The sequence below is a fragment of the Aminobacter sp. UC22_36 genome, assembly GCF_044056035.1.
Lineage (GTDB): Bacteria > Pseudomonadota > Alphaproteobacteria > Rhizobiales > Rhizobiaceae > Aminobacter.
In genome coordinates, this window is record NZ_CP171996.1 from 555,980 (window position 1) to 569,400 (window position 13,421).

The window sequence follows — 13,421 nt, forward strand, 5'->3', positions numbered from 1 at the left end:
GATGCAAGGGTTTGTCGAGCTTGAAGGCGAGCGCCTGGCGCTCCGGGTGAGCTTGAAGGGCGGGGCGGTCGATGACGGCCAGACAAGCGATGGCCGGCCCTTCCTGCGCCGACACGGCGACGGCGCGTTCGACGTCTTGCGTTCGGCCTGCTTTCCGCTGGTTCCGGTCGGCAATCGCGTCGAGGCAAACAGCTTCGAGCTGGGCGGCAAAAGCTATCGCTTCACGCCCAATACAGCCGAACCGAACTACATCCATGGCGACGGCTGGCTGGCTGAATGGAACGTTGAAGATGCCTCGACCACGCATGTTCGGCTTGCCTTCGGCCAGCTCCACCCTGTCAATTCGCCCCATATCTATCGCGCGGTTCAGACCATCACGCTCGACGGCGCAACCGTGACCTTAGCACTTTCGGTAACGAACCTGGGCAGCGAGACACTGCCGTTCGGCATCGGCTTCCATCCCTATTTTCCCCGCACCGACGCCACCCGGCTCATGGCCCCGGCGATGGCTTGGTGGACCGAGCGCGAGGGTTATCTGCCTGGCGTGCGCACGCCGATCCCAGACAGTGCCGATTTCGTGACACCGCGCCGGCTGCCGCGCCGCAGGCTGAACAATTGCTTCGAAGGCTGGAGCGGCCAGGCACGGATCATTTGGCCCGAGATGAAGCTCGCCGCAGACATCGCCGCCGATGCGTTGTTCTCGCGCTACATGCTCTACGCGCCGGAAGACGACTGCAGCTTCTTCTGCCTGGAACCAATGTCGCACACGCCCAATGCACTGGCGCTTGCCGGGCCGGAATCGCTGCATCTCTTGGCACCCGACGAGACGCTTGCCGGCACCTTTTCGATCACTGTTTCTGACTGCGAGGACTTCCAATGAGCGACCGTCTTGTCGGCAAACGCATTTTCCTGACCGGTGCAGCACAGGGCATTGGCCTCGCCATAGCCCAGGAATGCCTGAGGGAAGGCGCGAAACTTTTCATCGTCGACCGTGATGGTCCGTTGCTGCGCGAGACTGTTGCCAGGCTTGGGGCATCCGAGGGCGCGCTTGGTCATGCCGAGGCCGACATTTCCGATATGACCGCGATAGCTGCCGCCATGACAGCGGCGGAAAAGGCGATCGGCCCGGTCAACGCCCTGATCAACAATGCCGGCATCAACGTCTTCAGTACGCCGCTCGAAACCACCGATGCCGAGTGGCAGCGTTGCTTCGACGTCAATCTCAAAGGCTCATGGAACTGCTGCAAGGCAGTGCTGCCAGGCATGATTTCAGCCGGTGGCGGAGCGATCCTCAACATCGCCTCGACGCATTCCTTCACCATCATTCCGCACACCTTTCCTTATCCGCTGGCCAAGCACGCGCTGCTTGGCCTCACCAAATCCCTTGCGCTCGAATATGCGGCTTCCGGCGTGCGGGTGAATGCGCTCGCGCCCGGCTATGTCGAGACGCAGAAAAACATCGACTACTGGAACAGCTTTGCCGATCCGGCAAAGGCGCGCGCCGAAACCCTGGCGCTGCATCCCGGCAAACGCATCGCCACCCCCACCGAGATCGCCAAGGCGGCCGTGTTCATGATCTCGGACGAATGCCCGTTCATGAACGCTGCCTGCCTTGTCGTCGACGGCGGCCTGAGCGTCCTCCAGCACGCCGCGCAGTGAGGGGTACGATGACCGCAGCACCCGTCATCGTGGCGATCGATTGGGGAACCACCCGCATGCGGGCATGGCTCCTTAATGCCGAAGGGGCCGCCCTTGCCGAACATCGCAGCGACGAAGGACTGACCACCGCCCAGACGGTCGGCTTCGAGCCCATTCTCGAACGGTGCCTTGCTGCCTTGCGCGCGCCGGACGGCGTGCCGGTCATCATCTGCGGCATGGCCGGCGCGCGCCAGGGATGGATCGAGGCGCCTTATGTCGACGTCCCGTCCTCAATTGCGGCGATCCTCAGGGGGGCGGTCCGCGTTCCTCATGCGGGACGCGACATCCGCATTGTGCCGGGCCTTGCCCAGCGCAGTGCCGAAGCCCCCGACGTGATGCGGGGCGAGGAGACGCAACTGGCCGGCTCGAAGCTCGAGGCTGCCGGCCGCCATGTGGTCTGCATGCCGGGTACCCACTCCAAATGGGTGGTCGTCGACAGCGGCGCCGTCGAGACTTTCCGGACGTGGCCGACCGGCGAATTGTTCGCGCTGCTTTCAAGCCACTCCATCCTGCGCCATTCGATTGGCGAGACGCCGGGCGCCATCTCGGCGGAGAGCCCGGTGTTTGCAAGTGCCTGCGAGATCGCGCTCGCCGAAGGCGGCGATTTCGCCTCGCGACTGTTTTCGATCCGGGCCGGTTCGCTGCTTTACGGTCTGACCCCCGAAGACGCGGCGGCCACGCTTTCCGGCTTGATGATCGGCAGCGAAGTGGCGTCGGCCCGGCGACAATTTCTCCATGACGATCGAAGCCTGACCCTCGTCGCTTCCGGCACGCTCGCCACGCTTTATCGTCGTGTCTTCCAGGTCGCCGGGTTCGAAGTCCGCGACATCGATGCCGACATCGCGGTGCGCATCGGTCTGTTTGAGGCAGCGCGCCAGAACGAAATGATCGATGGAGTGCCGGCATGACCAGAACAGCGGAATTTCCGAAATTGCGGCGCGGGCTTGTCGCGATCCTGCGTGGCCTTACCCCCGATCAGGCCGTTGCGGTAGCCGGCGTGATCTACGAAGTCGGCATCGAGGCAATAGAGGTGCCGCTCAACTCGCCGGAGCCTTTTGCCTCCATCGCTTCCATCGTCGGCAGCCTGCCAGCTTCCGCGTTGATCGGAGCAGGGACCGTGCTTGAAGCGAGGCAGGTCGATCGTCTCGCCGAGGTCGGCGGTCGCCTTGTCGTCAGCCCCAACATCGATGCCGAAGTCATGGCCGCAGCCGCCCGCCATCGCATGGTGACCATGCCTGGAGTGATGAGCCCAACCGAGGCGTTCAAGGCACTGCAGCTGGGGGCCTCGGCGCTCAAGTTTTTTCCTGCCAGCGTGCTCGGTGTCGGCGGTATCGCCGCGATGCGCGCGGTGCTGCCCAAAGACACTGTTGTCGGCGCCGTCGGCGGTGTTTCCGATCGCGACTTCGCCAGCTATCGCGCAGCCGGCGTCAGCGCCTTCGGGCTTGGCACGAGCCTGTTTCGTCCCGGCATGAGCATCGAGGAGGTGGCGACGCGGGCAAGGTCCGCGGTTGCCGCCTGGGACGCGGCTTTCGGGGACGACAACGATGCCGGCTGACCTCGTTTCGGTGTTGTCCGACCATGCCTGCGAACTTGGTGAGGGACCGAGCTACGATCCGGTCAGTGACACGCTCTACTGGTTCGACATCGTCAACGGGCTGCTGCTGGAGAAACGTTTCGGCGAAGACCGCACCATAACCACCCAGCTCGGCCAGATGGCGAGCGCCCAGGCGATCATCGATGGCGAGCGCCAGCTGATCCTGACCGAGACCGGCCTTCATGTCAGGGACAGGACGACAGGCCGCCTGGTCCTTCACACAGCAGTGGAGGCGACAAACTTGGCCACGCGCTCCAACGATGCCCGCGTGCATCCATGCGGCGCCTTGTGGTTCGGTACGATGGGCAAGCGGGCGGAGACAGGTGCCGGCAGCCTCTACTGGTTTTTTCGCGGCGAGCTGCGCCAACTTTACAGCGGCATTTCCATCCCCAATTCGATCGCGTTTTCCCCTGACGGCACCATTGCCTATTACGCCGACACCGCAGTTGGGCGGATCATGCGTGTTGTTTGCGACGCAAGGACCGGCTTGCCTGCAGGCGAGCCCAAGGTTTTCGCCGAAAGCCAGGGTGCGGGCGGCTTCGACGGATCGGTGGTCGACGCCGATGGAACCCTGTGGAACGCGCGCTGGGGCGAAGGGCGGCTCGCCGCCTATGCCCCCGGTGGCGAACTTGTCCGCTCGGTGCTGTTTTCGGTGAGCCAGCCGTCATGCCCGGCATTCGTTGGCAAACATGCCGACCGTCTTGCGGTGACGTCAGCCTGGATCGGGCTGAGCGATGACGCGCGCCGTGCCGAACCGGATGCCGGAAGGACGTTTCTGGTCGACCTGCCGGTCAAGGGCCGGCTCGAGCCTGATGTGCTGATCTAGCGGCATAGCCGCGCCGGCCGCCGCTGGCGGCTCTCCAACCACAGGAACATGACAGTGACACGGAAACTGCGTTCGCAGGCCTGGTTCGGCGGCTTTGGCAAGGATGCCTTCATTCACCGCAGCTGGATGAAGAACAACGGCCTGCCCGACGATGCTTTCGACGGACGGCCGGTGATCGGTATCTGCAACACCTTCTCCGAACTCACACCTTGCAATGCGCACTTCCGCGGCCTGGTCGAGCATGTGAAGGCGGGCATCCTCGAAGCGGGTGGCCTGCCGCTCGAGTTTCCGGTCTTCTCGTGCGGTGAATCCAATCTGCGTCCGACCGCGATGCTGTTCCGCAATCTTGCTTCGATGGATGTCGAAGAGGCAATCCGCGGCAACCCGATGGACGGTGTGGTGCTGATGGCCGGTTGCGACAAGACCACGCCGTCGCTGGTCATGGGTGCTGCGTCCTGCGACGTGCCGGCGATCGTTGTTTCGGGTGGCCCGATGCTCAACGGCCGCTTCCGTGGCAAGCCGATCGGCTCGGGCACCGATGTCTGGAAGTTCTCCGAGGACGTGCGCGCCGGTCTGATGAGCGAGCAGGAATTTGCCGCCGCCGAGAGCGCGATGTCGCGCTCGCCGGGCCATTGCATGACCATGGGCACGGCCTCGACCATGGCGTCGATGGTCGAGTCGCTCGGCCTGGCTTTGCCTGGCAACGCCGCCTATCCCGCCGTGGATGCCCACCGCGCGCGGCTCGCCCGTCTTTCCGGCCGGCGCATCGTTGCGATGGTCAAGGAAGACCTGCGCCTGTCCGCCATCCTCACCAGGAAGGCATTCGCCAATGCCATCCGTATCAATGGCGCGATCGGCGGCTCGACCAATGCGGTCGTCCATCTGCTCGCCATCGCCGGCAGGATCGGCACTGAGCTGACGCTCGAGGACTGGGACCGTTATGGCCGCGACATCCCGACCATCCTCAATTTGATGCCGTCCGGCAAGTTCCTGATGGAAGAGTTCTGCTACGCCGGCGGTCTTCCTGCCGTCATGAAGGAGATCGCCGACCTGCTCGACCTCGACGCGCTGACGGTGACCGGCAAGACGGTCGGCGACAACATCGCCGGTGCCGAGAACTTCAACGACGAGGTGATCCTGCCCCGCGACAAGGCGTTGACCCAGCAGGGCGGCATTGCCGTCCTGCGTGGCAATCTCGCACCCAATGGTGCGATCCTCAAGCCTTCCGCTGCGTCGCCGGAACTGATGCGCCATCGCGGCCGCGCCGTGGTGTTCGACAACATCGAGCACTACAAGGCGCGCGTCGACGACCCTGGGCTCGACATCGACGAGACCTGCGTGATGGTGCTGAAGAACTGTGGCCCCAAGGGCTATCCCGGGATGGCGGAGGTCGGCAACATGGCGCTGCCGCAGAAGCTGCTGGAAAAGGGCGTGCGCGACATGGTCCGCATTTCCGACGCGCGCATGTCCGGCACCGCGTTCGGCACGGTTGTGCTGCATGCGGCACCCGAGGCCGCCATCGGCGGCCCGCTGGCGCTGGTCGAGGATGGCGACATGATCGAACTCGACGTCGAGAACCGCCGTTTGCACGTCGAAGTCAGCGACGAAGAACTGGAGCGCCGCCGCAAGCTGTGGACCCCGCCTGTGCCGGAGATGCAGGGCGGCTACCAGAGCCTCTATGTCGAGCGTGTCATGCAGGCCGATCGCGGTGCCGACCTGGACTTCCTGGTCGGTTGCCGTGGCCATGACGTGCCGCGCGAAAGCCATTGACGGAGAGGCCGATGCGCCGTTTCGCTGTCGCCGACTTGCACGGCATCCACGCCATCCTCTACGCGTTGTTCGATGACCAGGAGCGGCTCGACCGGGCTGCCATGCGTCGGCAGGTCGAGCTTTGCCTTGAGGTCGGCGTCCACGGCATGGCCGCACTCGGCCTTGCCACCGAAGTGTCCAAGCTGACGGATGCCGAGCGCCGGATGGTCATGGACTGGATCGCCGAAGACACCGGCGGAAAGGTGCCGCTGGCGCTCACCATCTTCGGCGCGTCGGTGGCCGAACAGATCGCGCAGGTGCGCCACGCCGAAAGTGTCGGCGCCGACTGGCTGATCCTGCAGCCGCCGATGGTCGGCCAGTATGGGGCGGCCGAATACATCCGCTTCTTCGGCCGCGTGGCCGAGGCGACCGATCTGCCAGTCGCCATCCAGAATGCCCCGGCCTTCATGGGACGTGGACTGAGCTCAACTGAGATCAGCGACCTCGTTCGCCAGCACCCGAACATCCAGCTGGTGAAAGGCGAGGGTCCGGTGGTCGACATCGCCGGCCTTGTCGAGGCAACCGGCGGCAAGCTGCCGATCTTCAACGGCCGCGCCGGGTTGGAGATGCTCGACAATCTGCGTATCGGTTGCCGCGGCCTGATCCTGGCGCCGGATTGCATCGACTATGCCGTCGCGGCCTATGACAGCTTCCGGGCCGGTGATGAGGACGGTGCGCTTGCGCGCTGTCGCCAGATGTTGCCGGCGGTCGTTTCGACCATGCAGGGACTGGAGAACCTGTTGTGCTATGGCAAGCGGCTGTTTGCGCTACGCAGCGGATTGGCTGTGCATGATCGTGGTCCAGCGCTGCGCCCGAGCGCGACCGGCCTTGCGATGATCGAGCGCTTCGCCGCGGAGATGGGGCCGCTGCAGCATCGGACGGCGAGCATCAATTCGACAAGCCGGTGATCTGGCAACGCGCCATGCCTGCAGTCTGAAGCCTGGCCTTCAATGGCGGTAGACTGCCTTTCAGCCGAGCGCGGGCTCGCCAGCAGGTAGGCACTTGAACATGGCTCCGGCATGCGCCCGCCTGGGAACTGCTCGGTCAGAAAGGTGGCGGCGGCGCCTGATGGCGCGCCGCCGGTACGTTCGGTCGTGTTGCCAAAGCAGACTTTACGTCGGCTGATTGACGAGCACATCCTCGATCCGGATCGGGAAACGCCGGACCCGCACGCCGGTCGCATGCCAGACGGCATTGGCGATCGCACCCACGGTGCCTGTGATCCCGATCTCGCCTACGCCCTTCACGCCGAGCGGATTGACGTAAGGATCGTCTTCCGGAACCAGGATAGCCTCGAGCGAGGGCGCGTCGGCATTGATTGGCACGTGGTACTCGGCAAGGTCGGCATTCATGATCCGTCCGGTCCTGCGATCGGTGATCGCCTCCTCCAGCAGCGCAAAGGAGATGCCCCAGATCATGCCGCCAAAATACTGGCTACGCACCAGGCGGGGATTGATGATGCGGCCGGCTGCGAAAGCGCCAACCAGGCGCGTCACCCGCATCTGGCCGAGGTCGGGGTCGACCTTCACTTCGGCGAAGACCGCGCCGTGCGAATACATCGCATGGGTCGAGGCGGCCGCTTCGTCGCGTGCCGCCCTGGCCTTTCCGACCACCTCGGTGCGACCGGCGCGGGTAAGGATCTTCGCATAGGTTTCGCTGCGTCCGCTGTCGTCGCGGCGATGGAGTCGGCCGGAACGGGCGACCACGCCGATGTTGCCAGCGCCGAAGAGCGGCGATGCGGGATCGGCGGTGGCGAGCTCCGCAAGTCTGGCGATCGCGTCCTGACCGGCATTGTGGAGCGCCAGGCCGGCGCTGGCGGTATGGCCGGAGCCACCGGCGATGCCGCCGTCGGGCAGACTCGATATGCCCGAATGGAGCTCGACCTGATCGGGATCGAGGCCGAGCGCTTCGGCCGCGATCTGGGCAAGTGCTGTCCAAGCGCCTTGCCCCATGTCGGCGCCCGCCGTTTCCACCAAGGCCGTGCCGTCGGCACGCAAGGTTGCGCGAGCCTCGGCTGGGAAATGCGGGCAAGGAAAGACTGCGGAACCCATGCCCCAGCCGACGAGAAAACCGTTCTCGTCGCGCATCTGGCGCGGCTCGATCGGCCGACCCGCCCAGCCGAAACGTTTGGCTCCCTCGGCGTAGCATTCGCGAAGCGCCTTGGATGAAAAGGGCCTGCCGGTGCCCGGCTCGGTCTCTGCATAGTTGGCAAGCCTGAATGCGAGCGGATCCATGCCACAGGCTTGGGCTGCCTCGTCCATGGCAACTTCGAGTGCCGCGGACCCGGAGGCTTCGCCCGGTGCGCGCATTGGCCCCGGCGTGCCTATGTCGAGGCGCAGGCCCTCGTGTTCGGCAAGGATAGCAGGGCTGGCATAGAGCGGCAGCGACGCATTGGCCGCCGGCTCGATGAACTCGTCGAAGCTTGATGTGGCGCAGAGCGCGCGATGGTGAAGCGCAGTGAGGCGCCCGTCATGATCAGTGCCTATGCGCAGCTTCTGCCAGGTGCGGCCGCGGTGTCCGACTGGGCCGTACATCTGCGCCCGGGTTAGCGACAGCTTTACCGGGCGGCCGAGCATGCGGGCAGCGAGGACGGCGAGGATCTGCGGCCCGTTGAGAATGGCCTTCGAGCCAAAGCCGCCACCGAGGAAGGGCGATCGGATCAGCACGTTCTCCGCCGGAATGCCGAAATAGGCAGCATAGGCCGCGCAGCTCAGCGCCATCGCCTGATTAGGCATGTCGATGGTCACCCGGTCACCGTCCCATTCAGCGACGATGGCATGTGGCTCCATCGCATTATGGTATTGCGATGGCGTGACATAGTCGGCCTCGGTCACCTGGGCGGCAGCCTTGAGGCCTGCCTCGACGTCGCCATGGGCCGTGCGCGGCGGCGCGCCAATGCCGATCGCAGCGAGGTCGTAACGTTTGCCGCTCTTCAGCTCCGTGCGGGCGCTTTCGACCTCATATTGTGGGTCGAGCAATGCGGCCGCTTCCGTTGCTGCCTCCCACGTCTCGCCAATCACCATGGCGATCGGCTGGTTGACATAACGCACGGTGTCGTCCTGCAGCACCTCGACGCGAAACCCGAAGGGCGGCATCTTCTCGTCAGGATCGTGGGCGAGTGGCGGCCGGTTTGTCGGTGTCAGGACTTCAACGACGCCGGGATGCGCCATGGCGCTCTCCACATCGAGTGCAGTCACCCGCCCGCGCGCGATCGTGCTGACGGCGATGACGGCATAGAGCATGCCGTCGGGATGGTTGTCGGCGGCATAGGTTGCCCGGCCGGTAACCTTGAGCACGCCGTCGCGGCGGGTCAGCGGCTGGCCCATGTTGGATCCGTGCCGGCGATGCTGAGGGGATGGGGAAGCGGGATCAAGCGGCATGGTTCGCTCCGGAGGTGATAGCGAAAGGGGAGGCCGGTAGCGCGGGCATGACTTCCGGCGTTCCTTCCAGTGCAAGGCTCAAGGCGCGCACGACGATGCGGCGCGCCAGTTCGATCTTGAAGGCGTTGTCGCCAGACGGCCGCGCCTCGGCGAGTGCCAGATCGGCGGCGATTGCGAATGCCTGCGGCGAGGGGCGCTGGCCCTCCAGCGAAGCCTCCGCCGTGCGCGCCCGCCAGGGCTTTGCGGCGACACCGCCGAGCGCGATGCGCGCCCTGCGGATAGCGCCATCTTCGATCTCCAGCGCGGCTGCCGCCGAGACGACGGCAAAGGCATATGAGGTGCGCTCGCGCAACTTCAGATAGCGCGCGTTGCGCGAGAAGCCCGCGGCTTCTGCCGGAAGCCTGAGTCCGACGATCAATTCGCCGGGCGACAGTCCAGTTTCCCGTTCCGGCGTGGCGCCAGGCAGGACGTGCAGCAAATCTATCGGAATCTCGCGGGCGCCATGCAGGCCCTGCACCTCGACCACCGCATCCAGCGTCACCAGCGGTACGCAGAAATCGGAAGGGTGGGTGGCAATGCACTTCTCGCTCCATCCAAGCACGGCGTGGAGGCGGTTCTCGCCGTCGCGCGCGTCGCAGCCCGATCCCGGCGCGCGTCGGTTGCAGGCGCTCGCCATGTCGTGGAAATAGGCGCAGCGCGTACGCTGCATCAGATTTCCGCCGACGGTTGCAGCGTTGCGAAGCTGTGCCGACGCGCCCGAAAGCAGTGCTTCGGCAATGGCCGGGAAGGTGCGCGCGAAGCGCTCGTCATAAGCAAGGTCGGAATTGCGAACCAGCGCACCGATGCGTGCACCACCGTCAGGCAGCCATTCGATGCGGTCGAGGCCGGGTAGCCGCGTGATGTCGACGATCCGCTCGGGCCGTGCGGTGCCCGCCTTCATCAGGTCGAGCAGATTGGTGCCGCCTGCGAGGTAGGACGATCCCGGCACAGCGGCGGCCGCCACGGCCTCCGACACGCTGTTCGGCCGGATGTAGTCGAAACGGTTCATGCCGCGTCCCTCCGGTTGGATTCTGCGAGGGTCTGCTGCGCTTCGAGTACCGCTTCGGTGATGCCCTGATAGGCGCCGCAGCGGCAGATGTTTCCGCTCATCAGCTCGCGGATGCGCTCAGGGTCGTCTCCGGTATGGCCTTCGGCGATGAGGCCGACGGCGCTCATGATCTGGCCCGGCGTGCAGTAGCCGCACTGGAAGCCATCATGTTCGATGAAAGCTGCCTGGACCGGATGCAGCGTTTCGCCGTTTGCGAGCCCCTCGATGGTGGTGACTTCAGCCCCGTCGAGGCTGGCAGCCAGAGCGAGGCATGAATTGATGCGTCGCCCATCGACGAGCACGGTGCAGGCGCCGCACTGTCCCCGATCGCAGCCCTTTTTCGTGCCGGTCAGGTCGAGGCGCTCACGCAACAGGTCGAGCAACGTTACGCGCGGGTCGTCGAGCACAACTGTGCGCAGCTGCCCATTGATGGTGAGGCCGATGGAGAGTGACATCAAGGTACTCCATTCAGTGATTGTGATGTATGGATCGGAGCCGCCGAGTGGCAGCCGCGGATGCGGGCGCGGGAAAAAACCTGGCGCGAACTGTCTGTTGGCCGTGACCGGGAATGCGTGCTTTTGTGCGGTTTCCCGATGCGCAATCTATTTATACGGAGGGTTCCTCCGTTTATCAAGGGGCAACAAGTCCCGGCTGGAAGAAACATGGGACCTGAGACCGCAAAGACAAGACGCAAGCCGCGTACAGACGCAATCCTGAATCGCGAACGCCTGCTCGAGGCGGCAACGCAAGTCTTCAGCGTCGGCGGCCCGCAGGCGAGCCTGGAGGCGGTCGCGCGGCAGGCCGGCGTCGGGATCGGTACGCTCTATCGCCATTTTCCGACGCGCGAAGCGTTGTTCGAGGCCGTCTACCGCCATGAGGTCGACCACCTTGGCGAACTCGCAGAGCAGCTTGCCCGCGACAGCAATACGGTCGAAGCGCTGCGCAAATGGTTGCATGCCAACGTCCGCCTCGTCGCCACCAAGAAAGGCATGGTCGAGGCGTTTCAGCTCGTCGCGTACGGCTCTTCCGAACTGAAGGCCTATTCCTTCGAGCGACTGACCAACGCCATCGGACTGCTGCTCGATCGCGGGGTCGCGGCGGGTGAGCTGCGTTCCGACATCACGCCGGAAGACCTGCTGCGGACCCTCGTCGGTATCTTCTATTCGCAAGGCACGGCCGACTGGCAGCCGACGGCCCTTCGCCTCGTCGACGTCTTCGTCGACGGGCTGCGCAAGCGCTAGCAAAGGGTCGGCGGCAGGGGATATCTAACGTCTGCAGCGGCTACGGAGCAGCGCTCCGCTGCCGGCGTGAAGCAGGCACAGGGTCGCAACGAAAGCTGCACGGCAATGGCCGAATGTCCGCCAGCAGCTGACGCACTTCCGACAGTGTCGTGGCGAAATTCTGAGCAAGGGGAGAAATGGCAGTTCGGCAATATTCCGCTGGTGGAGCTGAGGTCCACCGAACATGCGTCCCACCATGTTTCAGCCCGTCCCCGATTGCCTTGTGCCATAAGGCCTAAAGAGCATTTTGTGTCTTGGGTCGTTTCGTGTCGTCCTGTACTATCCCCACTTCGAAGTGGGGAAGTAAGTGGGGAATGGCTAGGACGCTTAGCAAACTGTCGGACGCATCCGCCAAGGCTGCAAAGAAGCCGGGCCGCTATAGCGATGGCGGTGGGCTCTATCTCAATGTTTCACCATCGGGCGCGAAGTCGTGGGTGTTCATGTGGGTGAAAGACGGCAAGCGCCGTGAGATGGGTATGGGGAGCTATCCGCTCGTCACGCTCGCGAAGGCACGCCAGAAGGCAAACGAACATCGACTTGCCGTGCAAGAAGGCCGTGACCCGATAGCCGAGAAGTCGAAAGAGGCCGAACCAACCTTTGGCGAATGCGCTGATCGATACATTGAAAGCATCAGATCCGAGTGGCGCAACGCCAAGCACGAGTACCAATGGAAGCAGACGCTCGGGGACACCTACTGCAAGTCAATCCGCACCAAGCGTGTTTCCCAAGTCACAACCGATGACGTGTTAAAGGTGCTTTCGCCCGTTTGGCAGGCCAAGAGCGAAACCGCGTCCCGCCTTCGCGGTCGGATGGAGCGTGTTCTTGAATTTGCTAAGGTCAAAGGCTGGCGCTCTGGTGAGAACCCCGCAGCGTGGCGCGGCAACCTTCGCAATCTGTTACCCAAGCGGCAAAAGCTCCAGCGCGGCCACCAACCGGCGATGCCCTATAAGGATGTGCCGGGCTTCATGGCCAAGTTGCGGAAAGCAGAGGGAATGAGCGCAAGAGCGCTGGAGTTCACAATTCTGACTGTTGCCAGGTCGGGCGAGACGCTCGGGGCCGGCTGGACGGAAATCGACTTCCCGCACAAGCTATGGAAGGTTCCGGCAGAACGGATGAAGGCCGGCGAGGCCCACACAGTCCCGTTGTCAGCGGCTGCAATGGCCATGCTTGAGACGCTTAAAGAGAACCGCACAGGGGATTACATTTTCCCCGGCTTGCCACGGCCAGGGAACAAGAAGGACGCCAAGCACGGGCGCCCGCTCTCTAACATGTCCATGATGATGATGCTTCGGCGGATGAAGCTTGGCGAGCTTTCCGTGCATGGGTTCCGGTCCAGCTTCCGCGATTGGTGCGGCGATGCCACGTCGTTCCCACGAGAAGTTGCGGAGGCGGCACTAGCGCACAAAGTCGGCAATGAAGTTGAGCGCGCCTATCGCCGCTCCGATGCTCTGGAGAAGCGCCGCAAGCTGATGCAGGCGTGGGCAGACTATCTGGCAGCGGCGAAGGCTGGAAACGTGTTGAAGTTTGATGAGGCCCGGACTCGGGCTTGAATGAAACCGCAGGGATAGGACGGCCATCCGACAAGCCGGGGTTAGCACCTCCCGGTTTCCCTGCGGCCCCTAAAGGTGCATCGCAAAGGTGCTGCGGTGACGGACCCAATTCCTGATGGCTACATGCCCGTGCGAGAAGCATTTGAACGATTTCGACAAGCCCTATGGAATGGCCTGAACACCGAGGGAAGCCCTCA

General features: G+C 64.2%; 12 protein-coding genes. 9 read left to right on the forward strand and 3 right to left on the reverse strand.

Annotated elements, in window-relative coordinates:
- Position 1: 1 nt before the first annotated feature.
- From ACHMW7_RS05720 to ACHMW7_RS05750, 7 genes are read left to right on the forward strand one after another with little or no spacing between them, the layout of a single operon-like run.
- A complete protein-coding gene (locus ACHMW7_RS05720) occupies positions 2–880 on the forward strand; it encodes an aldose 1-epimerase (RefSeq protein WP_395449369.1) in 879 nt (292 codons plus the stop codon).
- Positions 877–1,659, forward strand: coding sequence for an SDR family oxidoreductase (locus ACHMW7_RS05725; RefSeq protein WP_395449370.1), 783 nt, complete (start codon positions 877–879; stop codon positions 1,657–1,659). The genes ACHMW7_RS05720 and ACHMW7_RS05725 overlap by 4 nt, the downstream gene beginning before the upstream one ends.
- An 8-nt stretch (positions 1,660–1,667) precedes the next feature.
- Complete coding sequence (locus ACHMW7_RS05730) at positions 1,668–2,606, forward strand: 2-dehydro-3-deoxygalactonokinase (RefSeq protein WP_395449371.1); 939 nt, start codon at positions 1,668–1,670, stop codon at positions 2,604–2,606.
- Positions 2,603–3,253, forward strand: a complete 651-nt coding sequence (locus tag ACHMW7_RS05735; RefSeq protein WP_395449372.1) for a 2-dehydro-3-deoxy-6-phosphogalactonate aldolase — start codon at positions 2,603–2,605, stop codon at positions 3,251–3,253. The genes ACHMW7_RS05730 and ACHMW7_RS05735 overlap by 4 nt, the downstream gene beginning before the upstream one ends.
- Positions 3,243–4,118 carry an SMP-30/gluconolactonase/LRE family protein gene (locus tag ACHMW7_RS05740; RefSeq protein ID WP_395449373.1) on the forward strand — a complete coding sequence of 292 codons (876 nt, stop codon included), beginning with the start codon at positions 3,243–3,245 and terminating at the stop codon, positions 4,116–4,118. Before ACHMW7_RS05735 ends, ACHMW7_RS05740 begins: the two co-directional genes overlap by 11 nt.
- Positions 4,119–4,166: 48 nt before the next feature.
- A complete protein-coding gene (araD, locus tag ACHMW7_RS05745; protein ID WP_395449374.1) occupies positions 4,167–5,888 on the forward strand; it encodes an L-arabinonate dehydratase in 1,722 nt (573 codons plus the stop codon).
- A gap of 11 nt (positions 5,889–5,899) precedes the next feature.
- The gene (locus tag ACHMW7_RS05750; RefSeq protein WP_395449375.1) at positions 5,900–6,835 is read left to right on the forward strand and encodes a dihydrodipicolinate synthase family protein; all 936 of its coding nucleotides are present in this window, start codon (positions 5,900–5,902) and stop codon (positions 6,833–6,835) included.
- A gap of 204 nt (positions 6,836–7,039) precedes the next feature.
- On the opposite strand, the gene ACHMW7_RS05755 is transcribed toward ACHMW7_RS05750, so the two are convergent.
- Genes ACHMW7_RS05755 through ACHMW7_RS05765 form a run of 3 tightly spaced genes read right to left on the reverse strand, consistent with a single transcriptional unit; the run spans position 7,040 to position 10,849 of the window.
- Positions 7,040–9,307: a xanthine dehydrogenase family protein molybdopterin-binding subunit gene (locus ACHMW7_RS05755; RefSeq protein WP_395449376.1), complete on the reverse strand. Its 2,268-nt coding sequence runs from the start codon at positions 9,305–9,307 to the stop codon at positions 7,040–7,042.
- Entirely contained in the window at positions 9,297–10,355 is a 1,059-nt protein-coding gene (locus ACHMW7_RS05760; RefSeq protein ID WP_395449377.1) for an FAD binding domain-containing protein, read from the reverse strand. Before ACHMW7_RS05760 ends, ACHMW7_RS05755 begins: the two co-directional genes overlap by 11 nt.
- Positions 10,352–10,849: a (2Fe-2S)-binding protein gene (locus ACHMW7_RS05765; RefSeq protein ID WP_395449378.1), complete on the reverse strand. Its 498-nt coding sequence runs from the start codon at positions 10,847–10,849 to the stop codon at positions 10,352–10,354. The genes ACHMW7_RS05760 and ACHMW7_RS05765 overlap by 4 nt, the downstream gene beginning before the upstream one ends.
- Positions 10,850–11,056: 207 nt before the next feature.
- On the opposite strand from ACHMW7_RS05765, the gene ACHMW7_RS05770 reads away from it, so the two are divergent.
- Positions 11,057–11,635, forward strand: coding sequence for a TetR/AcrR family transcriptional regulator (locus ACHMW7_RS05770; protein WP_395449379.1), 579 nt, complete (start codon positions 11,057–11,059; stop codon positions 11,633–11,635).
- A gap of 353 nt (positions 11,636–11,988) precedes the next feature.
- Entirely contained in the window at positions 11,989–13,224 is a 1,236-nt protein-coding gene (locus tag ACHMW7_RS05775) for a tyrosine-type recombinase/integrase (protein WP_395449380.1), read from the forward strand.
- Positions 13,225–13,421: the final 197 nt, after the last annotated feature.